Source organism: Polaribacter sp. IC066, from assembly GCF_007997085.1.
GTDB lineage: Bacteria > Bacteroidota > Bacteroidia > Flavobacteriales > Flavobacteriaceae > Polaribacter.
The window spans coordinates 53476-77747 of record NZ_VORR01000013.1 but is presented as its reverse complement, the minus strand read 5'-3'; the positions used below and the strand labels follow the sequence as shown (position 1 = coordinate 77747).

Annotated in this window: 14 protein-coding genes; 3 read left to right on the top strand and 11 right to left on the bottom strand. The window is 31.8% G+C overall.

Annotation, left to right across the window (positions count from 1 at the left end; all coding sequences use genetic code 11):
* Window positions 1-25: 25 nt before the first annotated feature.
* The 11 genes from ES044_RS06350 to dnaN form a co-directional block, all read right to left on the bottom strand.
* Window positions 26-3289 (bottom strand): S41 family peptidase, encoded by a 3264-nt coding sequence (locus ES044_RS06350; protein WP_147118448.1) that lies wholly within the window; start codon window positions 3287-3289, stop codon window positions 26-28.
* A 72-nt stretch (window positions 3290-3361) separates the two neighbouring features.
* Window positions 3362-3778, bottom strand: a complete 417-nt coding sequence (locus ES044_RS06345) for a VOC family protein (RefSeq protein ID WP_147118449.1) — start codon at window positions 3776-3778, stop codon at window positions 3362-3364.
* A 218-nt stretch (window positions 3779-3996) separates the two neighbouring features.
* Window positions 3997-5688 carry a gamma-glutamyltransferase gene (gene ggt, locus ES044_RS06335; protein ID WP_147118451.1) on the bottom strand — a complete coding sequence of 564 codons (1692 nt, stop codon included), beginning with the start codon at window positions 5686-5688 and terminating at the stop codon, window positions 3997-3999.
* The gene (locus ES044_RS06330; RefSeq protein WP_147118503.1) at window positions 5685-6233 is read right to left on the bottom strand and encodes an ACP phosphodiesterase; all 549 of its coding nucleotides are present in this window, start codon (window positions 6231-6233) and stop codon (window positions 5685-5687) included. The genes ggt and ES044_RS06330 overlap by 4 nt, the downstream gene beginning before the upstream one ends.
* Window positions 6234-6307: 74 nt before the next feature.
* A complete protein-coding gene (locus ES044_RS06325) occupies window positions 6308-7984 on the bottom strand; it encodes a hypothetical protein (RefSeq protein WP_147118452.1) in 1677 nt (558 codons plus the stop codon).
* 11 nt (window positions 7985-7995) lie between these two features.
* Window positions 7996-9192 carry a DUF4249 domain-containing protein gene (locus ES044_RS06320; RefSeq protein WP_147118453.1) on the bottom strand — a complete coding sequence of 399 codons (1197 nt, stop codon included), beginning with the start codon at window positions 9190-9192 and terminating at the stop codon, window positions 7996-7998.
* 3 nt (window positions 9193-9195) lie between these two features.
* Window positions 9196-11928, bottom strand: coding sequence for a carboxypeptidase-like regulatory domain-containing protein (locus ES044_RS06315; RefSeq protein WP_147186948.1), 2733 nt, complete (start codon window positions 11926-11928; stop codon window positions 9196-9198).
* 3 nt (window positions 11929-11931) lie between these two features.
* Complete coding sequence (locus ES044_RS06310) at window positions 11932-12618, bottom strand: hypothetical protein (RefSeq protein ID WP_147118454.1); 687 nt, start codon at window positions 12616-12618, stop codon at window positions 11932-11934.
* Window positions 12619-12867: 249 nt separating this feature from the next.
* Window positions 12868-13923, bottom strand: coding sequence for an AmmeMemoRadiSam system protein B (gene amrB, locus ES044_RS06305; protein ID WP_147118455.1), 1056 nt, complete (start codon window positions 13921-13923; stop codon window positions 12868-12870).
* A 184-nt stretch (window positions 13924-14107) separates the two neighbouring features.
* Complete coding sequence (locus ES044_RS06300; protein WP_147118456.1) at window positions 14108-16768, bottom strand: DUF4062 domain-containing protein; 2661 nt, start codon at window positions 16766-16768, stop codon at window positions 14108-14110.
* A 252-nt stretch (window positions 16769-17020) separates the two neighbouring features.
* Window positions 17021-18139, bottom strand: a complete 1119-nt coding sequence (gene dnaN, locus ES044_RS06295) for a DNA polymerase III subunit beta (RefSeq protein ID WP_147118457.1) — start codon at window positions 18137-18139, stop codon at window positions 17021-17023.
* Window positions 18140-18403: 264 nt separating this feature from the next.
* Between dnaN and ES044_RS06290 the strand changes: the two genes are divergently transcribed.
* The 3 genes from ES044_RS06290 (at window position 18404) to ES044_RS06280 (ending at window position 24143) form a co-directional block, all read left to right on the top strand.
* Window positions 18404-20893, top strand: coding sequence for a PIG-L family deacetylase (locus ES044_RS06290; RefSeq protein WP_147118458.1), 2490 nt, complete (start codon window positions 18404-18406; stop codon window positions 20891-20893).
* Between the two features lie 430 nt (window positions 20894-21323).
* Complete coding sequence (locus tag ES044_RS06285) at window positions 21324-23048, top strand: sodium:solute symporter (protein ID WP_147118459.1); 1725 nt, start codon at window positions 21324-21326, stop codon at window positions 23046-23048.
* Window positions 23049-23171: 123 nt separating this feature from the next.
* Window positions 23172-24143 carry a Gfo/Idh/MocA family protein gene (locus ES044_RS06280; protein ID WP_147118460.1) on the top strand — a complete coding sequence of 324 codons (972 nt, stop codon included), beginning with the start codon at window positions 23172-23174 and terminating at the stop codon, window positions 24141-24143.
* The last annotated feature ends 129 nt before the right edge of the window (window positions 24144-24272 follow it).

The window sequence follows — 24272 nt, the reverse complement described above, 5'->3', positions numbered from 1 at the left end:
GGGAATTATTTTATAAAAATCTGATTTAATTCTCTTTCTGATACCCTTTTGGTCTTTTTGAGCGAATAGGAGCTTTTGGCTCTGGTTTTAGTTCAAACTCGTTTCCTTTTAGCATCCTCAAGGCTTCTTCAACTGCTTTTTCTAATTGCGGATCTTTGCCTAATAGCACTTCTTTCGGAGTTTGATCTACTTCAATATCTGGCGCAACACCTTCGCCTTCAACAGCCCAATTCCCATCCACATCATAAAAGCCACCTCGCGGTGCCACCATTCTTCCGCCATCAATAAATGGAGGCGTATCCCAAGTTCCTACTAAACCACCCCAAGTTCTTGTGCCGACTAAAGGGCCTAATTTTTTCTCTTTAAACATGTAAGGCAGTAAATCTCCTCCAGAACCTGCTCTTTCGTTAATAATCATCACTTTTGGTCCCCAAATACCCGCCATTGGGGTTGTCCAAGGTCTTCTGCTTTCACTTTTACTATTAAAAAAACCAAGCACTTCTCTAGACATAATATCAATCATATAATCTGCAGCAGAGCCACCACCATTATTTCTTTCATCGATAATAACACCTTTTTTATCTTGTTGAGAAAAATAATACCGATTGAACGATGTAAATCCTGGTTCACTTGTATTTGGCACATATACATAGGCCAATTTTCCGTTAGAGAGTTTGTCAACTTTTCTTCTATTGCTTTCTACCCAGTCAATAGACCGCAAAGATCGCTCGCTATTTACAGGTTTTACTAAAACGGTCCTTGCATTTTTTTCTGAAGGCGTATCACTCACTTTTATATAGATTTCTCGGCCTGCTGTTTGTTCTAATAACTGATACGGATTCATTGCTGCTGTTAAAGAAACTCCGTTAATTGCTAATAAATAATCGCCTTCATTTACGTTAATGCCAGGTAAACCTAATGGCGCAGTGATATTTGGATTCCAACGTTCACCTTTGTATATTTTTTTAAATTGATAAAAACCCTCTTTTTTCTCTAGATCGGCACCTAATAAACCCACAGGAACTCTTTCAATATTTGGGGTGTCTCCACCAGAAACATACGAATGCCCAATTGCAACTTCACCACTCATAATATCAACAACATAATTTAAATCAGTTCTGTGTTTTACATCATTAATCCAAGGAGCATACCATTTGAAGACGTCATCCCAAGGGGCACCGTGCACATTATCAACATATAGAAAATCGCGCATATAACGCCAGCCTTCTTTAAATATTTGATGTGCTTCTGCCTTCGGATCTACTTTTATTTTCATGGCTGTTTTCAGCGTTTCCTTCCCAGCTTTTTCAGCTTTACTGCTTTCTAAACTCCAATTTCCTTTTTTAGAAAGTAAAATTGAGTTTCTATCATCTGAAGCCGACATGGAAGAAACTCCCGTTGCAAAAACGGTCGCTTTTTCTTTCAGTACATCATATTTATGAACGGTTAATCCTGCTGCATTTTGAATTGCTTCTGCAATAAAAACGTTGTTTTCAGGCCCTTTTAATAAAGCCATGTAATTTCTTGCTGGTAACTTTAAGACTACTGCACGGTCAAATAATCCGTTTTCGTCAATAATTGTCTTGTGCTCTTTTGGCGCTTCTTTGTCGGATTTCTTATCTTTATTCTCGTCTTTCTTTTCGTCTTTATCAGTTTCTTCTTTAGCTGACGCTTCATCGGTTTTTGGTAAAACAGGCGCTTTATCTTTACTATTTAAAACCACACAATACAGCGATCTTGTTACGCTAGGGTCATACGAACTCATGTCTAACCAACCCGATTGTAAACCATAATCTGTACTGGCCAACGTGTATATGTATTTACCAGATGCGTCCCAAACTGGGCTAATAGCGTCGGCAATTGGATCTGTAATTGGTACTATTTTTTTTGTGCTTATTTGATAAGCATAAATAGATTTGAAGTTATTGTTATTTTGTTTTGCATAGGCTATCCAATTACTATCTGGAGACCATTTAGGATTCATGGTTCTGTTAGGATGTGCAAAACCATCTGCATCTACTTTTGTGATTTTTTTGCTTGCTAAATTCACAATCCAAATAACAAAATTAGTGTCTGTATAGGCAATGTGTTTGCCGTCTGGAGACCAATCTGGCTGAAAGTAGAAGGTTGGATTTGGTAATTTTATAGACTCTTGATTTGCACCATCTTGATCTGCAATGACCATTTGATATTCGCCATTTTGATCAGAAAACCAAGCTACTTTATCCCCTTTTGGAGACCAAATAGGAGCACGGTCTGCAACGCCTGATGAATTCGTTAAGTTTCGCCACGTTCCGTTTTCTTTAGGAACGGTAAAGATTTCGCCTCTATGCTCAAAAATGGCTCTCTTTCCTTTAGGCGATACATTAGGATTTGTTAAATCTTTTCCAGCAACATCCATCCATCTGGTTCTAGAATAGTTTAAATCTCCTTTCACATTGATGATAATCTGATTGGTTTCTTTTGTTTCTGGATGTAGTAAATGAAGAAATCCTGCTTGCTCATAAACGATTCCATTTGAATTGGCATCAATATTTTTTACATCGAATTTTTTATGAAATGTAATTTGTTCTTCTTGCTTGGTTGTTATGTTATACGACCAAATATTTGCGGTATAATCTCTTTCAGAAATATAAAAAACAGCGCCTTGATACCAAACCGGATTTACATGTCTTTCTCCGTCTTTCTGTGGAGTTTTTATCAATTCTTTTGTTTTTAAATCAACAATCCAAATAGGCATTGCTTGTCCGCCTCTATAATTACGCCATTCAGCATCCCAACTTGTAATGGGCGTATAGGCGATGTATTTATTGTCTTCAGAAATTTCTCCAAAAGCAGCTCTCGGAATATCAAACGCCTCTGGCGTTCCTCCTTCGGTAGAAATAGTGTAAAATTTATTAGTTTGCGTAGGTTTTGATTCTCTATCAGAACGAAATAGAATTTTTCCGTCTGGCGTCCAACTTTGCACTACATCGTTAGAAGGATGATAGGTTAATCTCTTTGGTTCGCCACCATTTACAGAGACTATAAATACATCGGTATTTCCATCATATTGCGCCGTAAAAGCAATCCATTTTCCGTCTTTTGAAAATTGAGGATTTGTTTCATAACCCTCATCGCTGGTCAACCGAATAGCGTTTCCGCCGTTTAAAGGTACTTTCCATAAATCGGAAGCATGTACGAAAACAATCGCTGTTTCAGAAAGAGTGGGTTCTCTTAATAAACGTGTGTTTTGTGAAATGGTAATAAAAGAAATAAGGACAGAAAAAAGAAAGAAAAGTTTTTTCATTATAAGGATATTTAGTTGATTTTTTAAAGATAGAAAAATCAGTTTAAAATAATTGTTAAAGTAATCTATAATTTATTTCGCAAACAATTGAGTCATATCTTGAAAAGCTTTAAACTCTAACGCGTTATTTTCTGGATCTTTAAAAAACATGGTGGCTTGTTCGCCTACTTTTCCTTTAAAACGAATGCAAGGTGCTATTTCAAATTTTGTGTTTGCCGCTTTTAAACGATCTGCTAAAGAATGCCAATCTTCCCAAGATAAAACGACTCCAAAATGCGGAACAGGAACATCGTATCCATCTACAGGATTTGAAATCCTTTCAGCTTTAAAATCTTCTTTTTGATGAATCACTAATTGATGCCCAAAGAAATTAAAATCTACCCAATCTTCAGTAGATCGTCCTTCTTCACAGTTTAAAATATCTCGATAAAAAGTTCTACATTTTTCTAAATTCTGAACTGGTATTGCTAGGTGGAATGGTTGTATCATCTTTGGTTTTTAGTGATCAGTTATTAGTTTTAGGTTTTTAGTTTTTTGTGAATGGTTATCAGTTTCTGCTAAATTTAAATGTTTTATGCTGCCTAAAAAGTCGCAATTTTTTATTTTTGCCAATAGCCAATAGCCAATAGCCAATAGCCAATAGCCAATAGCCAATAGCCAACAGCCAACACCAACACCAACAGCCAATAGCCAACAGCCAACACTACTTAAAACCCAACAGCCGTATCATCGCCTCTCTTATCTGCGCCACCTTCTAATTTTCCATTCGGCAAGACCAAAATAGCATCAACGCTGCCAATAACTCTAGAATTTTTCTCTAAAATTGTATATCCTAAAGATTCTAATTTCTTTTTAGAGGCTTCTTCAAATCCGTTTGGCTCCATTCTGATAATATCGGGCATCCATTGATGGTGAAACCTTGGCTGATTTACAGACTCTTGCATGCCCATATTATAATCAACAACATTTATAATATTTTGCAAAACTGAAGTTATAATTGTAGAACCTCCAGGAGTTCCTAAAACCATTTTTAATTTTCCGTCTTTCTCTACTATTGTTGGTGTCATAGAACTCAACATTCTTTTTTCTGGTGCAATTTCATTAGCAGTAGAACCTAATAAGCCGAATACGTTAGGCACATTTGGTTTTGCGCTAAAATCATCCATTTCATTATTTAAGAAAAAGCCTGCACCTTTTACCAAAACTTTAGAGCCATAGGCTGTATTTAAAGTTGTGGTTACAGAAACGGCATTACCAAATTGATCTACAATAGAATAGTGTGTAGTTTGGTCGCTTTCATGCCCTAAAATTTCTCCATTAGAAACTTCTGATGAAGGTGTTGCCTTATCCCAAGAAAAAGAACTCATTCTTTTTTTTATGTAGCTATCTGCTATTAAACTATCTGTGGGAACGGCTACAAAATCAATATCACCTAAAAAATGGGCTCTGTCTGCATACGATCTTCGTTCTGCTTCTGTTAATAACTGCACGTATTCTGTAGAATTATGATCAATTTTTGATAGATCATAAGGCTCAATAGATTTTAAAATTTGTGCTAAACAAATTCCGCCACTTGAGGGCAATGTCATCGTAGTAATTGTATACTCTTTGTATTTAAAAGCAATTGGTTTGCGCCATACAGCTTTGTATTTCGCTAAATCTTCTAACGAGATAATTCCGCCTAATTCCTTTACATAATCTACAAATAACGTTGCTGTTTTTCCTTTGTAAAAACCATCTGCACCTTGATTTTTAATTCGTTCTAGCGTTTGTGCCAATTCTTCTTGTTGTAACAAATCTCCTTCTTTCCATTCTCTATCAAACAAAATTTTATAATTATTTGCTTTCTCAAAACGTTCACGAGTTTTATTTAAAGAGCTAGCTTGCTTTTTAGTAACCGTAAAACCATTTCTAGCCATGTCTATAGAAGGCTGAATTAAATCTTTAAAAGGAAGACTTCCAAATTTTTTATGAACTTCAAAAATACCAGCAATAGTTCCTGGAACCCCAACAGAATGAGCCCCAAAGCTACTTTTATCTAGAATTACAGTACCCTCTTTATCTAAATACATGTCTCTACTTGCCATTAAGGGTGCTTTTTCTCTAAAATCTAAAGCCCCAGTTTTGCCATCTTTAGCTCTGTGAACCATAAAACCACCGCCACCAATATTACCGGCAACAGGATAAACCACTGCCAAAGCAAGTTGTGTTGCAATCATTGCATCATAAGCGTTGCCGCCCTTTTTTAAAATAGCAACACCAATTTTAGAAGCTTCTTCTTTGGCAGAAACTACCATTGCTTTTTCGGCAATTAAGCCTACTGTTTTTTCTTTTGTTGTAGATGTTTTACAACTTATAAATAATAGGGAGAGGGCAATAATTAGACTTGTTTTTTTCATATAGTAGGTTTAATTTCTTTTAATTTTTGATTGGTGTGCGCTATTAAATCTTTAAAAAATAATGTAAAATCTTCTTCTAATTCATTTTCTAAATCGTGTAAATCTTCAATGGCTAAATTCATTTGAGATTTTCCTTTTGTTCTAGCATTCATTCCGTTTAAAACTTTCGCAATGCCTTCTTTATATTGATAATTAAATAAGATGTTATATTCAATCATATATTTAATGAAGTTTTGAGATTTTACGGGTAATTCTAGTTTAATTTTATCGAACAATTTATAAACAGCATCTGTATAAACATCTAAAGGAATTGCCGAATAATTTGCCCAATTTTTAGCCAAAAAATAATCGTAAAAAATATCAATAATAACACCATCATAGTGCCTGTAACGTTTGTGTAAACGACGCTTGCTTTTTCGTACAATTTTATGCGCGTCTGTAAAGGTATCTATTTCTCTGTGTAAAAAAATTCCTTGTTGAATCTCTTTAGAAAAACTCTCGTAATTATTTCCTCTAATATGATCTGCAATAAAATTGCCAACCATAATATTGGTTTGATTTTGTGAAAGGTAAAGGTGCGCTAAAAAATTCATTTGTTAAAAGTAGATAAAAGCATTGTCTATTGTACGGAAAAAGTAATTTTTTCGTAGATAGCGATTCCTTCTTTTGTAAAACCCTCTATAATTGCCTCGAAGGTTCCTGTTTGATCTGATGTATAAAATGAAGTTTTTTCAGCAGTTAGATTGAAATTTGAACCCCAAAAAAGTTGTGTTCTAAAATCGGGAATTTGTTTATTGATGTTCTCTCGATAATCAGGGCTAAAGGTTATTTTTTCTTCAATCGGCTTTAATAATAAAAATTGGTTCTTGCTATTTACATTCGGTTTGTAATCATTCTTAAAAGTTATTATATTAATAATACCATGGTAATTTTTTGCGCCAAAATAATATTTCTCTTTGATTAGCGCTATGCTTTTTATTTTTAAAGCATCAAAAAACACAAAATCGTTATGATTATCAACCAAGAAACCATCAACAATCAAAAGCGTTTTTAACGTGGTGTTCGATTCTAAATTAACATCTCTTATATTAAAGCAATACTCTTCTTTTTCTTTGCTAATCCAAACATCTTTTAAAATTTCTACGGTAACTTCTTTTACGGTCTTAAATCTTGTATACTCATCTAAAATATACACTACTTTATTTTTATTGTGATGAAAAATAGCCTTGTTATTTTTAATAAACGGATATGTTGGTTGTTTTACTTCTATATACGCGTTTTCTATTTGCGTATAGAAGCTTCTTTTTTTTATCAATTTTCTGATGTTTTCAGTGAGCAATAATTCATCAAAATTATCAAATTTTTTTTCTAATTTATGAGTATCAATTAATGAAATTGTATAGTTTTTCTTATCTTTTTCTAATACTTGAATACGTACATTACTCGCATCATAAGCGGCATCAATATTAAAAAAAAAGATTCCTGTTGCATCGGTAATTGAAATTTTAGTAATTTTATTTTCACCGATAAAAGACAATCCGATTTTTTTATTAAGGACACTTTTATTTGTTTTTGAAGTGATAGATCCTTGGTAAAGGCTACCTCTTAATTCTGGTAGATATTCTTTTTTAGACCGAATACGTGAAGGTTTAAAATTTTGTTCAAATGCCACTGCATTTATTTTAGTCGGAATTAAAATACTGTCTTGTTTTCTGACAGATAAAGACATGGTTTTTGAAATATGGCCATCAAAAGTTAACGTTACTAGTTCTCTTTTTTGATATACTTTTTTATTTGAAGCTAGTTTTAAATATGTAGTAGTTTTAACAAACTCTTTCTTAAAATTATTTTTTTTAAGAGTGTCGGAAGCGGTTAATTTTGCAGAAAAAGGATTGATGATAAAGATGTTTTCTTCAAAGAAAATTTGTTTATTTCGCATCCATTGTGTGTACGAAATTATCTTATAGGTACCCGTTTTTAAGGAAGATGATAAGAAAATAGCGCCATTTCCTAATCCGTTTTTTAACCTTATTTTTTGTTTAGAAATACTGTTGTTTTCTTGATTAATAAGTTCTACATAGCCTACTTTACTCAAAGAACTCATTGTATTAGAGGCTATATCACGACAATAAATTTTGTACAAAACAGTTTCTCCTGTTAAGAAAAAATTAGTGTTGGTGTGCAGGTAAATTTTTTCTTGCGGATAGGCATCAATATCGCTAAATTTAGTAGTTTGACTAATAGTGCTGTTTGTTAAGAGAACTATAAAACAAAAAAATAGAATGTTTTTCATCATAATTTTTATGGCTAATCTACCCAAAAGGATGGTTTTATATTAGAACCCGATACTGTGCAATCTCCGCATATTTTTGGAACCATTAAATACGGGCCTTCTAAATTAGGGAGTCCAGTATTGTTTTTTCCATAATAAGTATACGAATCTTTTTTAATTAAATTAATCAACGGAGAATTATCAGAGAATGAATCATATAAGAGTGGTGCTAAAAAATCGCATATCGCAGGGAATTTTGAGACTTGTTTCGGAAAAATATCTTGATAATTAAAAAAGAGCCTTTTTTCTGAAACTGAAGAAACTTCAAAAAACCCGATTATTTTTTCGTTTTTATCAGTGTCAGAAATTATATTTCCTGAAATAAAACCAGGTTGCGCTTGTGTAAATACGCTTTCTGAACTAGATAGTTTTTTTAATGTTTCATAATAGTTATAGGCTTCAAAAGTTTGCACATATTGTTTTACCAAAAGACTGTATCTATTAGAGATTATAAAATCGGATTCTAAAATAAATCTTACTGGAAAGTGAACCCTGTCTTCTGCTAATGATTTGGTTTCTGTTATTAATATTTGTGCAGAATTGATGGTTTTATAGCAATCTTTATTATCTGTAGATCTTTTTACGACATCTACCGTGAAAGGCTGGCTGTCAGAAACTACAATTAGATTTTCATCAGACCAAAAAGGAGGAGAAATCTTGTACGTTTCTTCGTATTGATATCGGTAATAATTGGCATTATTATTTGGATTAAAGCTATGCACCGAGATTGAAACTCCAGTTGCGCCCTCTCTAGAAGTCTCTATACTTGTTGTTAATTTTTCTATTTGAACAGCGTTAGTTAGTTTTTCTGAAGTAGATGAATAGGTGTTTCCTGTTTTTGTAGTTACTTTTAAAGTGTATGTTAGGGCTGGTATTGCTTTAAACTGATTTTCTGATATGTAGGTTCCAGAAGAAGTTTCATTAAAATAAAACGTGTTATTTTGACTATCAATAATAGCTATTTGTGCTCCCGTTTCTGGATTAGGACCCTTGGCATTAATATCAAAAGTTCTTGATAATTTTATGGTATGATTCTTTAATTCGTCTGTAATTGTAGCTTCAATCACTAAATAATTTTCAAAAGTTATGGTTTCTATTTCAATAGGATCTACACAGCTAAAGAGCATCAAAAACACTAAAAATTTTGAAATAGTTGATTTAAATAATTTCATTTTTTAAAATTTAAAATTATAAGTAATTGTAGGAATAGGAGTAGAGAATATAGCGCTTTGATACGCTTGTACATTCCCGTTTTCTGTGACAAAAAACACGGCAAAAGGGTTGTTTCTGCCTAATACATTGTAAACAGAAATGTTCCAAAAACTATGAGCAAGCTTCTTAATTTTATGGTTTCCTTCTATATTTAAACCAATGTCTAATCTGTAATAATCCGGAATTCTATATTGATTTCTATTTCCGTACAAAACATATTCTGTTCCTTGATAATTATATTTTCCGGTTGGGTAGGTAATTGGCCTACCGGTTTGATATGTAAAATTGCTAGAAAGACTAAATCGTTGCGTTAATTTATAATTGGCTATAATGTTAAAATCATGCGGTTTATCAAAATTTGTAGGAAAAAAATCGCCATTATTAACGCGGTCTTCGTTAAACGGACTATCTAATTGTAAAAAGGAACGTGAATAACTATAACCAAACCAGCCATTTAATTTTCCTATGTTCTTCTTTATCAAAAATTCTATTCCGTAAGATTTTCCTGGACCTTGTAAAACTTCAGTTTCTATTCTTTCGTTTAATAAAAAGTTTGCACCCACTTTATAGTCTAAAACATTGCTATATTTCTTATAATATCCTTCTAAACTCAACTCATATTCATTTACATTAAAATTTTTAAAGATTCCTAAAGAACCCTGAATTGCTTCTTGTGGTTTTATATTTCTATCAGAAAGTTTCCAGGCATCTGTTGGTGATGCCGATGTGTTATTGCTTAATCTGTGGATAAATTGAAACGATTTATTAAAACTTGCTTTTAGAGATAATTCAGGATTTAGAAAATAACGACCAGAAAATCTATATTCTAAACCTTGGTAGGTTTGATATATTTCGTTGTTGCCGTATGCTTGCGTAGAAAGTAACGTTGCATCTGTAAGCGGAGAGTTTTCTGGGTAAAACCGTTGAATTGTGGTGCCTAAACCGAGATAAACAGAATAGCGCAAGCCTAAATTAAAAGAAAGTTTTTTGTTTACATCAAAAATATCAGACACAAAAACAGCACTTTCTAAACCTTTTTCATCAGGCACAGAAAGCGTAACGACCATAGAATTATCATCTAAAGGATTTATGGTTCCCGGAGCAACATTGTATAATTTTGAAGAAACGCCGTAAGTAAAAGTATGCTCTTTAGAATGTACATACTGCATTCTTAATTTTCCGCTGATCTCATTAATGGTGTATTTTAAATCAAAATTATTATTTCCGGTACCATCATAATTAATGTTAAACGCATAATTACTAGAAGCGAGTATGACGTTACCATGATTTTTGTCGTTAAACTTATGAGACCAATTGATAGATGCTAATGTATTACCATAAGTATTTGTGGTGTCAGATGCTATCCTAAAATTATCATTACTATGATACCCTGTAATTCTAACCGTATTTTTTTCATTAAAGGTGTGGTTGTATTTTGCAATAATATCATAAAAAGAGGCACTACTATTATTTAAAGATTTGTCATTCAAAGATTTCAAAATCCAATTAGAATAGGTGCTTCTTGCAGCTAACAATAAACCAGATTTTTCTTTTAATATTGGTATTTCTATACTAATGTTACTCGTAACAGCGCCAATAGATGCTTCTCCTTTAAATTCGGTTGTACTTGCGTCTTTCGTTGTAATATCAAAAACAGCAGAAATTCTACCGCCGTATTCTGCAGGAATATTTCCTTTGTACACTTTTAAATCGCTTGTAGTAAAAGGATTTATGGCCGAGAATAATCCTAAAAAATGAGCAGGATTATACAGGACACTTTCATCTAATAAAAATAGATTTTGATCTACTTTACCACCTCTAACATTTACTCCTTCTGCACCTTCACCGGCAGATGTAATTCCGGGTAAAGTGGTTGCAATCTTTAAAATATCTCTTTCTCCTAAAACTTGCGGAATATTTTTTATTTCTTCAATATTTATTTGGGTAATACCGGCAATAACTTCTTTTATATTATTCTCTTTTTTTGTGGTAATAATAAGTTCATCTAACATTTCTGCTTCCTCTGCAATCTTTATGTTTAGTGTTCCGTTTCCGAAAACAATTAATTTTTTCACAGATGTTTTAAACCCTAAAAGCAAGGTTTCTATTTTATTTTTACCAAAAGGCAATACGATGGTAAAAGCACCATTTTTATCGGTGGTTACAGAAATGTTTTTGTCTCTTTCTAAAACAACAACACCCTCTACTGGCGTGTTATTTTGCTGACTTTTTATAAAACCTTTAAGTGTGTAATTTTCTTGTTGATGATCTTTAGACTCTTTGCCGATACTTATAGCGTTATTCTCTTCGTTACTATCCGTTTCAATATAAATAGGTGTGGCAGTTTTAAGGCTGCTTATTGTCATCTCTGTTTCTTCGTACAAACTTTTGTGTAGCAGATTTCCTTGGGTGATGATTATTTTGTGATTTTCAATAATTGAATAGTTTAAGGAGGTATTATCAAGTATTTTATCTAAAATTATAGCGATAGAAACATTCTTAAAAATATCAGTTAATACAGTTTCATCTAACCAAGCATCAACATAAAAAAAAGTATAATTGGTTTTTTTTTCGAGGATAGAAAAGATTTCTTTTTTAGTGTTATTGGTAAATGAAATCGAAATTTTTTCTTGTTTGTTTTGGGCACTTAAAGCAAACGAAACGAATAAGAATACGTGTACAAGGAGTTTTTTCATATCTTATTTGTTAATAGAAACGCTGTATATTTTTTTTGATAAAAGCACATAGAATTCCTCTAAATTTTTCTTTCGTAAAGATGTATTCACTTTGTAAAAAGATTTAATTATTTTTTTTTGATCAGGAAAAAGCGAGATAAAGTCTTTTTTCTTCTGTATTTCATGATAGCCAGCATCTTTAAAAAGATAATAGTAGTTTTTCTCAATAAGCTTATAGTACACAAAAGATTCGTTTAGCTTTTTCTTTTTTACTTTGGTCCATTTTTTATAGAGGGTTAGAGCTACTGATGAAAAAAGAAGCTCATGAAAACCGTGCTCTTTTAAGTTGATAAAAGTGCTGCTTTTAATTGTGAAATCTGTGATAAAAAATTTTTCTAGCACAATAGATCTTGACTCAAAAGTACTCGGTAGGTTTACAATTAGTTTGTCTTCTTCTAAATCATATTTTAGAAGGATATCGTAAAAAGTTTGATTTTGATAGGTAACATTTCCTTTTGTAAAATTATTGTTTTTAAAGTACTGATGATTGCCCTCTAAAGTTCTATATTTTTCATAAAAGAGTGCTCCGTAACTTAAATTGGTGTTTTTTAAGCCCACAATTTTATCAAACGCATTGTATAGACTTTTGTGATTATTTTGAGCTGTTATAGAAACAGAAAAAAGCATAAGTAGAAATAAAAAAATTTTCATCTAGTTGATTGAATATTTTTCTAAATGTACTCAAAAATAAGAGAGTTTGAGGAAAGGATATTTTTTATAGTTGTATTTCGGCTTTTTTGTAAAATAAATAACTTTTATTTTCGGTAGATAGTGCGCCAGATGATGTGTATGCAATAATTCTACACTAGAAAAGGTCTTGATTTCTAATAATTACCAAAAATTTTATTGGTACAGGTGTACTCGCAGTAAAAGGTGTGCTATACGTTTAATGAGAATAGTTTATTCATATTTAATACTAGCATAGGCAACCCAATGTTTTTGCGTGGCAATGGCGGTTGTTCCCATTTTTAAATCTTCAACTTTTATTAATGCATGATCTATACTTGAGGCATAGCCCAATAAATTTCCAGTTAACGCAACGTTATTTTGTAAAAGGTTTAGTTTGTTTGCAAAAGCCAATCCAAAAGGAACTGAATACCTGCCACACCAAACCCATTTGTATTCTTTATAATCATTTTCTTGAACAGTTTCTTGTGTAAAGTTCTTTACTTTATTCATTGAAATTTCTCCAGTTAAAAAGTCATTGATCAATCTTTTGTCATGATTTCTAGCTTTTGCTGTTCCAAGAGAATCAACGCCATAAGGAGCTAAATTTCTACCCCAGTTTTCAGTTCCATAATGCACTGCATCATTAGAAATTACGATGGCAACATCTTTTCCGAACTGTAAATTATTTGCTTTTAAAATTTCTGAAACTACTTGGCTTAAATCAGTGCTTATCGTATTCATTGTTTCGTAATTGATATACGGAATCAAAATCGGAACAATCTCAATATTTCTATTTTTTTTATGTAAAAACGGAACAATAGCTTCTAAAGAATGCTCTAAAGCTTGCATACTGTCATGAATCATAAAATTTTCTTTAGATAGTTTTTCTTGAATTTTAGTATTTAAATCGGTAACTTTTAGTTTTCCGTAAGGCGATTTCCAATGGGTATAATTTCCGAAGATAATTTTATCTTGTAAACTATAATTTTTTGCTCGGTGCGCAACACCAATTAAAATAATTGTTTTTGCATTTACACCTTTCAACGAAGTGTGGTATAATTTTCCAGCATATTTATAATCGTCATGCGGAGAAATAACCGTTTTCCAATTTTTGGTGTTTGGTGTGTCTTTTAATTGTAAGCGATTGTAAATAGAGTCCAGTTGCCAATCGTATTGCGCAAAACCGATGGTATCATGAATTGGTCTGATAAACTCTTTATCACTTGTCGTTTTTTTAGTACAACTAATAGTGAGTAAAATGATACTTAAAAAGACTAGTTTTTTCATGATTTAAAAGTAACTAAAAAACCTCAAAGGTTCCGAACTAGTTTCAGAACTATTGGGTTTTTATTAAATAAACTTACAATTTAATGATTCAAACTAATGTTAAAATGTCAATTAGTTTTAGTCAGACAGATAAGCCTAATAATATTACAAATAAATGATTAGTATATAACCTAATTTTCATAAATCAATATTTTGATCCACTTTCCAATTTTTTAAGGCGATTAATTGATCCAATATCAGGATTGTTGATTTTTAACAAGTGTTTAGCTCTACATTTTTGAGCTAACATTTTTAATGTTTTAATATCTTCTATTTCTGTTGCTTTGAAATCAATATTGAAATTTAATACAATTAATAGATCAGAAAGGAAATAAGAATTCTTATCGAGGTTTACAATATAGCTATCAATTACTATGCGCCAGTTTTTTGGTCTTTCCGCTGTTATCAATGTCATAAGTTCGTGCTTAATTAAACTATTAGATTCATTCACAGCTTTGTCGATTAAAAGCGGCCCAATTTTAGCAGAATATATATCATCTTTGAAAAATCTAACAATATTTGATGGCAGAGCTAACAATACAGCCATTCTTTTTTGAACAGGATTAGATATTTTAAAATCATCTTCATTTAGACTGAAGCTTGCTCCTTCGAATGTTACATTTCCTTTATCTGCAAGTAATGGCGATAGTACAATTAATAATTTATTAATTTCATTCCATCCTTCAGTAATTTTATTTAACAACTCTTTTTTAAGGTTTGTGTCATTAACAAAATCACTATTCCTTAAGGCCCTCGAAGTTGCTGAAATTTGACGCATTAAAATTAAGATAGAATAATCCCTCATTACAGAATTGATTACTTGGTTATAAGGTTTTGTTTGGTTGTAATTTTTATCTTCATATTTATCTTTTACTTCATCAGGTAAACCAGAAGTAATCACATTTTCTCCAATTTTTGCTTCTTCTTTTTCTAAAGTAGGAATGTCAGGGTTCCACTGAATTGATTTGAAGGGGTTTAATTCATTTGGTATATTGACTTTTGATTTGACTGTTTGTAAAGTATCTTCCAAATCTTTGCTTAATACAATCAGAGCATCTTCTTTATTTCTATCAATTCCAGTATAAAACTCAATTATTTCAGGATAATCAATATATTTTTTATCTCGATAAATTGTTTCTCGGAATTTAGGATTCATATTCATTCTTTGTGCAATAAAATAGAAAACCCAGTAAGAGTTTTTAAAATAGTGTGAGTGTGACCCTGTGCTTCCTATGATGGAATTATCCTTCAAGGCATTTAATAGATAATTTAAATCAAGTGTAATGAAATGGTCGTTACAGAATTTAGTTAGCTTTTCTTTAAAAAAAGAGTCACTAAATTCGAAATCTTTTCTTAAAACTAGTAACTCACATAAATATCCTAAAACAAAGCTACAATCTTTTACATCGGGCTTTTCTTCGTGGTATGTCGGTAACTCGTAGTCTTGAAAAACTCCATTTAAAATCGTTTCTAATAACTTTGTTCTATTGACAGGACCATATTCATCAATCATTTGTGAACTTGCTCTCAAAATCGAAATACAGTTTTTAGCTGTTCTATGCATGTTAAGGGTTTCTAAGTCCCTAGTAACTTTCAATAGAGTAGTTTCAGTATCTTCAATAAACGATTTTGATTTGGCATATGTTGTAACAATTTTTCTAACTTCTGTTTGTGGCAAAGGGAGCAAGTATAATGAAGTAAACTTCCTTCTTATTTCAACTTTATCATCTTCATTTGATTTAAGGAAAAAATTATTATCCAGAGTATTGAGAAGAATGATAGGAGTATTTTTATATTCATCACAGATGTTTTTTATCATCTGCATGATACCATTTTCTTCAAAACAAACAGAATCTAATATAATACAATCAATACTATTGATTTTTTTAAAATAATAATTTTCAGTCTCTCTCGGAATCTCCTTTACAATTTTATGCTTTTTAGTTTTTTTAGCATCAATGTAAACAAAAGTTTTACCAGCTTTCCATGCATTCAATTTTAAATAATGTGCTAATGAAGTTAAACCAAATTCTGAAGGAGCTTTAATAATGATATTACTAGGGTTTTCAATAAAAGATTCTAAATCAATTTTATTTTCTTCATTTTTTGACGGATTAGCAGGCACTTTGCGTTTAGTACTTATAATTGGATTAATCCAAATTGGGCTTTTTTCATTATAAGTTTTAAGTGATTCATTTAAATCCTCTTCAAGTCGCTTTAGCACTACGTCTACCTCCTTTAGCTTTTCAGTTGGATTACTTAATGGTGAGTATTCAGAAATAAACAAGTTCAGTTTGTCTTCTAATTTTTGTTCAAATTCATTAACAGATTTAAAATCAATATAAATTCCATTCCTACTGATATCTGTCTTAAATCGTTTCACTTTTTTATGTTGTTCAAAAATTTCCTCAATGTTTGGATTATTCAAATCAACATTTTCTTTACCAAAAAAGAATATAATTCTTGGTACTGAATTTTGAGAGCTTTTTTTACGTTCAAGCGCATCATTAAATTCATGTTGAGTTCCACTTCCTGCTTTTTTTGTAGGATGACCAAACCTGTTTTTCATTATTCCTATGAAAATATCATAATTTGATTTTTTAATGTACTCATCAATGATTTCTTGGCCATTTTTCCCCATGTCTGGTAAGATATCATACTCCCACATAAAGAGCTGGAAATTCACTCTAAGGTGTCTAGCTAAACCTGAATTTATTCTATTAATTATAGTTTGGCAAATTTCTCTTTCTTTTTCGCAATCCCCTGGCGAAGAAATAAAGCATTTGAATATTTTTAGTGTTTCCATATTTTTTAATTTTTCAACAATTTTGAAACTCCCTCATGGCTATTTTATGAAAAATATAATTTTATTATTTGAGTGTTAATTAATCATATTCTCTAAATTATTTTTAATCAGTTCTTTATTAAAAGAATAATATTTTTTTTAAAGATAGTGGATAACTGTATTTTTAGAAAGCAGAACATCAGATATTTATAAACAAAGAAAGCATCATAATTAAATGATGCTCTCTGTTTTATATTTTATGTGATTCACGTATTAGCTATTCAACATCACGGGCATCACTAACATCGTCACTTTTTCACCCTCATCGGTACCATCAATAGGCGTTAAAATTCCTGCTCTGTTAGGCAAAGACATTTCAATGAGTACTTCGTTAGAACTTAAATTGTTTAGCATTTCGCTTAAAAAACGAGAGTTGAAGCCAATCTGCATATCATCACCTTGATAATCACAACTTAAACGTTCATCTGCTTTGTTAGCAAAATCTAAATCTTCCGCAGAAATATTTAGTTCTGTGCCCGCCATTTTTAAACGAATTTGATGCGTAGTTTTACTAGAGAAAATAGAAACACGTCTTACAGAATTTAAGAAAGAAGCTCTATCTACTGTTAATTTATTCGGATTCTCTTTTGGAATTACCGCTTCGTAGTTAGGATATTTTCCGTCGATTAAACGACACACCAAAACCACATTATCAAACGTAAATTTTGCGTTAGCGTCATTATATTCGATTGTTACATCGCTTTCAGATCCGCCTAAAATTCCTTTTAATAAATTTAAAGGTTTTTTTGGCATAATAAACTCTGCTGTTTGATCTGCAGTTACGTCTGTTCTAGAATATTTCACTAATTTGTGTGCATCTGTTGCCACAAAAGTTAAGCTTTGTGAACTAAATTGAAAAAATACACCACTCATTACGGGGCGCAAATCATCATTTCCGGCAGCAAAGATTGTTTTAGAAATAGCAGTTCCTAAAATATGAGCAGGCACAACGGTTGTACTTGGTGAAGGCAAAGAAACCGCTTTCGGAAACTCGTCTCCACTAAAATAAGCCATATCATATTTACCCTGATCAGAACTAATTTCTATGGTGTTATCACCTTCGGTTTTGAAGGTTAAGGGTTGGTCTGGAAACGTTTTTAAAGTATCTAGTAATAAACGCGCAGAAACAGCTATAGAAGCACTGCTATCACTCTCTACATCTACTACAGAACTCATAGTTGTTTCTAAATCTGATGCAGAAACTTTTAGTTGATTTTCAGACAATTCAAACAAAAAATTGTCTAAAATTGGTAAGGTATTGTTGCTATTTATAACGCCGCCTAAAACTTGTAATTGTTTTAATAATTGCGAACTTGATACAATAAATTTCATTTACTTTCTTTTCTTAATTAGTCTTACAAATATAATGTTAATTAGCGATTTTAAAAATTAATTTATCAACAGGTTATGACCATTGTTTTTAAGGTTTTTAAAATGTTATAATTATGTTAACAAACCAATTTTTGATTCAAAAAAACTACATTTGTTTTTGGTGATAATCCACAAGAACATACTAATTGTTTTTTTGAGCGCAAACAAAAAGCTTTATATAGGTTTAAATTGCGACCAACTCAACAAAAATTGACTACTTTATATATGAAGAAATTTTTACTCTTTACAGCTGTTTTTTTATTGATTTCAACTTCAATATTTGCTCAAGAACCTCAAAAATTAACGTCTAATGAGATTTATGAGAAAATTCAAAAACTTAATTTTTTAGGAACAGCGCTCTACATTGCGGCGCATCCAGATGACGAAAACACACGTTTAATTGCTTATTTATCAAATAAAGTGAAAGCAAGAACTGGCTATTTATCTTTAACAAGAGGAGATGGAGGTCAGAATTTAATTGGCCCAGAAATTAGAGAATTGTTAGGGGTTATTAGAACGCAAGAATTGTTGGCGGCCAGAAATATTGATGGTGGCGAGCAGTTTTTTACACGAGCTAATGATTTTGGCTACTCGAAACATCCAGACGAAACGCTTAAAATTTGGAACAAAGAAAAGGTTTTGAGTGATGTGGTTTGGGCAATTAGAAATTTTAAGCCCGATGTAATTATCAATCGTTTTAATCATGAAACTCCAGGTACAACGCATGGTCATCATACCAGTTCTGCCATGTTAAGTGTAGAAGCTTTTGAAATGGCAAACGATAGTACAAAATACAATGCTCAATTAGAAAATACGAGTTTATGGAAGCCAAAGCGTCTGTTTTTCAATACATCTTCTTGGTTTTACGGCGATAATACTGCATTCGAAATCGCCTCTAAAGATTTCACAAAACTAAATGTTGGTGTATATTATCCGTTAAAAGGCTTGTCTAATAATGAGTTAGCGTCTATGGCAAGTAGTCAGCATTTATGTCAAGGTTTTGGGCGAGTAACCACAAGAGGTGCGCAAACGGAATATTTAAAATTTTTAAAGGGTGATACTTTAAAGGATTCGAACGATATATTTTCGGGTATTAATACTACTTGGAATCGCATTAAAGGTGGCGGAGAAATTGGCGATATTTTATATGATATTGAAGAAAATTTCGATTTTGTGAATCCGTCTAAACACATTGTAAAATTATTAAAGGCATATCAAAAAATAGAGTTATTGGAAGATTCACATTGGCGAAAAATTAAAGAAACTCAAATTAAAGAAATTATCGAAGCCTGCGCCGGGTTGTATTTAGAGGTCTCTGCAAGTAGTGCAAGCGGAACACCAAATTCTAATATGGATGTTAATTTTGAAGTATTAAATAGAAGTGACGTTGCGATGGTTTTAGCGTCTATTGAATCTAAAATTGATAAAAAAAGATTTGTAAAAGAAGCTACGCTCTCTGACAATAAAAAAAATGAGTTTAAGGAGACAATCACGCTTGAAACAGACCAATATTCAGATCCTTATTGGTTAAGAGAACCTTCAGAATTAGGAATGTATACCGTTAGCAATCCCTTATTAATTGGCATGCCAGAAACGCCAAGACCGGCCAAAATAGATTTTAATTTGGTGATGGAAGGAATTCCGATTACTATTACGAAAGATGTAGTAAGAAGGTATGCCGAAAGCGATAAAGGAGAAATTTATGAACCTTTTCAAATTATGCCTTTAATCACCACAAAATTAAAGAATAAGGTACTTATTTTTGCTGATGAAATGCCTAAAAAAGTAAGTGTTGTTGTAAAAGCTGGCGCAAATTTTACGTCGGGTATCGTAACATTACAGGTTCCAGAAAATTGGCAGATTACGCCCAGTGAAAAGGTTTTTAATATTGAACAGAAAAACGATCAACAAACCATCGATTTTTTAGTCACAGCGCCCAAAAATGAATCTGTGGGGAAATTAAAAGTAGTAGCAACATCAAACGGAAAAAATTATACAAAAGAATTGGTAGAAATTAATTATAGCCATATTCCTAAACAGTCTGTTTTGTTAATTTCAGAGGCCAAAATAGTGCGTTTAAACATTAAGAAAGTAGGCGATAAAATTGGGTATATAAAAGGTGCAGGAGATGCTGTTCCAGAAAGTTTACGCCAAATTGGTTACAATGTTGTAGAGATCAATCCGTTAGAAATTAATGCAACAAATTTAAAGAAATTTGATGCTATTGTATTAGGAATTAGAGCGTACAATGTTGTAGAGGAATTAAAATTTAAGCAAAAATTTCTGTTAGAATATGTTAAAAATGGGGGAAATATGATTGTGCAATACAACACCAATAGAGGTGTAGATGTAGATGCGCCTTTTAAATTAAGATTATCTAGAGATCGAGTTACCGATGAGCTTTCTAATGTGTTTATTTTAGACCAAAGTCACGAATTATTAAATTTTCCTAATAAAATTACCGAAGAAGATTTTAAAGGTTGGGTGCAAGAAAGAGGTTTGTATTTTCCGGATGCTTGGGATGAAAACTTTACACCTATTTTATCGATGTATGATAAAGGCGAATTGCCAAAAAGCGGAAGTTTATTAATTGCAAAATACGGCAAAGGGAATTATATGTATACCGGTTTAAGTTTTTTTAGAGAATTACCAGCAGGAGTGTCTGGAGCGTATAGATTGTTCGCAAATATGCTGTCTGTTGGCAAAAAAAAGTAACCATAAAGTTCTAGGTAATCAAAATTATAAACTTTGAGCATATAATTGTTTTGTGGTTTCTGCGAAGTCAGCAATTCAGAAATAAATAGCTTTTATACAATGGCTATTTTAAAGATTATTTGAAGTAGCAAAAAAGTTTAAGCTTGGGTTAAACGGCATTTTTTTAATTGTTAATGAAAAAATATAGCTGCTTTTAAATTAGAGATTGCAACATCAGACCGTAAAATTTTAATTGGTACAATATAGTTAAAAAGAAATTGCTTTAAATAATTTTAGGATGTAGTACAAGCAGAAAATAGCTTCAAAAAAAAGGTAAAAATGAAAAATCAAAAATACACTTGGAAAAAAGAATATACACTGGTTTTAGTAGCTAACATAGCGTATATTATTGCTTTTTATTTTATAACCAATTATTTTACAGTTTAATTTTATGGAAATAGAAAGCAAATTACACGCTGTAGATTGGAGTATTTTAACAGTAACCTTACTTTTTATTGTCGGTTATGGAACTTACGTAACTAGAAAAAATGCGAACGTTACCGACTATATAAAAGGCGGAAGCGATTCTAAATGGTGGACAATCGGTTTGTCTGTGATGGCAACACAGGCAAGTGCAATTACATTTTTATCAACGCCAGGACAGGCGTTTCATAGCGGAATGGGTTTTGTTCAGTTTTACTTCGGATTGCCCATTGCAATGGTGATTATTTGTGTGGTTTTTATTCCTATTTATCACAAGTTAAAAGTGTACACAGCGTATGAATTTTTAGAAGGAAGATTCGATCTGAAAACCAGAAGTTTAGCAGCGATTTTATTTTTAATTCAGCGTGGGTTGGCAGCCGGAATTACCATTTTTGCGCCAGCAATTATTTTAAGTGCAGTATTAGGTTGGGATTTGTTAACTTTAAATATTATTATCGGTTTTTTAGTGATTATTTACACCGTTTCTGGAGGAACAAAAGCGGTAAACGTAACACAAAAGCAGCAAATGATTATCATTTTTGTAGGAATGCTCATTGCATTTATCATGATTATGAGTCAGCTTCCAGAAAATATTACGTTTACAAATGCATTAGAAATTGCTGGCGCAAGCAACAAAATGGAAGTGTTAGATTTCTCTTTCGATTTAAGCAATCGATATACCGTTTGGACAGGGATTTTAGGCGGAACGTTTTTAATGTTGTCTTATTTCGGAACAGATCAAAGTCAAGTGCAACGGTATTTGTCTGGGAAATCTGTTCGAGAAAGTCAATTAGGGTTAATTTTTAACGGATTGTTAAAAGTGCCCATGCAGTTTTTTATTTTGCTAATTGGGGTGATGGTTTTTGTGTTTTATCAATTCAATCCTTCACCATTAAACTTTAATCCAGGCGCAAATGAAGAAGTTTTAAAATCGAAGTATGTTAATGAATACAAGGCATTAGAGCAAGAACACATCCAAATAGAAAACAGTAAAAAAGCACTTTTTATTGATGGTTTTCAGTTAGAGGAAAAACAACAAATTCAAGATTTAAATGAAAGAGATTTAGCCTTAAAAGTAAAATCAAAAATAATTATTGATAAAATTGATGAAGAAAACACGTTGGATAAAATAGAATCGAATGATAAAGATTATGTGTTTATTCATTTTATTTTAAATAACTTACCAAGAGGTTTAATCGGACTTTTATTAGCGGTAATTTTATCTGCAGCAATGTCATCTACCGCATCAGAATTAAATGCGTTGGCAAGCACAACCGCGATGGATTTATACAAAAGAAATGTAAAAGGAGAAAAAAGCGATGCGCATTTTGTAACAGCATCTAAATGGTTTACGTTAGCTTGGGGAATTATTGCTATTTCTGTGGCCTGCGTAGCCAATTTATTCGATAATTTAATTCAGTTAGTCAATATTATTGGTTCTATATTTTATGGAAATGTTTTAGGCATTTTCTTATTAGCATTTTTTGTAAAATATGTAAGAGGAAATGCGGTCTTTATTGCAGCGGTTATTACACAAATATTAATTATTACAGTTTTTATGTTAGATTGGTTGCCTTATTTATGGCTCAATTTATTGGGCTGTGCCTTGGTAATGGGAATTGCAATTATATTACAGACTTTTATCCCTACAAAAGAAAAGTTCGAAGATTTAGAAACAATTGGAACAGATTAATAGGGTTTGAAAATGAAAAATATGCATTTATTCCTGTGAATAAATGCATTGCCAATCCAAAAATCTCATATGATAATGTATGAATTGACACAGGCTTTAGTTTGTGTAATAAAAATATTAAAAATGAAAAATAAAACCATAAAATGGGGTATTATTGGCCTCGGAAAAATTGCTGATAAATTTGCTACAGATTTAGCAACTTTAGAAAATGCAGCATTGTTTGCAGTGGCGTCTAGAAGTCAAGAAAATGCCAATAAATTTGCAGAAAAACACCATGCCAAAAAAGCGTATGATTCTTACGAAGCATTAATAAAAGATTCTGAAGTAGATGCCATTTATATAGCAACGCCACATAGTTTTCATAAAGAACACTCCATACTATGTTTGCAACATAAAAAAGCCGTTTTATGCGAGAAACCTTTTGCAATGAATGCGCAAGAAGTAGCAGAAATGATTTCCGTGGCAAAAGAAAATGATACGTTACTAATGGAGGCTTTATGGACGTATTTTCTACCTCATTTTAATGTTGTTCTAGAGATTGTGAAAAGCGAAAAATACGGAAAATTAAAAAAATTAGAAGCCGATTTTGGTTTTTTTACGCCTTACAATACTAAAAGTAGAGTATTTAAAAAAGAAGTTGGTGGTGGTAGCTTATTAGATATCGGAATTTACCCAATTTTTGCAGCTTTAGCAACATTAGGGAAACCAAACAATATGGAAGCAAAAGCTACTTTTTTTGAAAACGGAGCAGACGCTAGTTGCGCAATGATTTTTGAATATGACGATGCAAAAGCGCATTTAAAAAGTACGTTATTAGAAGAAACACCAACAGAAGCAATTTTTACCTTTGAAGATGCTGTTGTGAAATTGCATAGTCGCTTTCAAGAACCTGCAAGCATATCAGTTATAAAAGATCACAAAGAGGAAGTTATTGATTTAAAAGTAACAACAATTGGTTACAGTTTTGAAGCCGAACATTTTAGTCAGCTTATTAAAGATGGCAAAAAACAAAGTGATGTGATGACCTTTGAGTTTTCTGAAAATTTAATAGCAACTTTAGATGAGGTTAGAAGAGTTATTGGTTTGGAATATTAGCTTTTAAAAAGTTTTCTTAAAATTATAAATAAGATTAGTTTCGAGGTTTCTTTAGAATATTATTACCAAGAACATTGTTAGAAAGTATATTTGTGTTTTTGTAAACAGGGTAAAATCAACAATTAATTT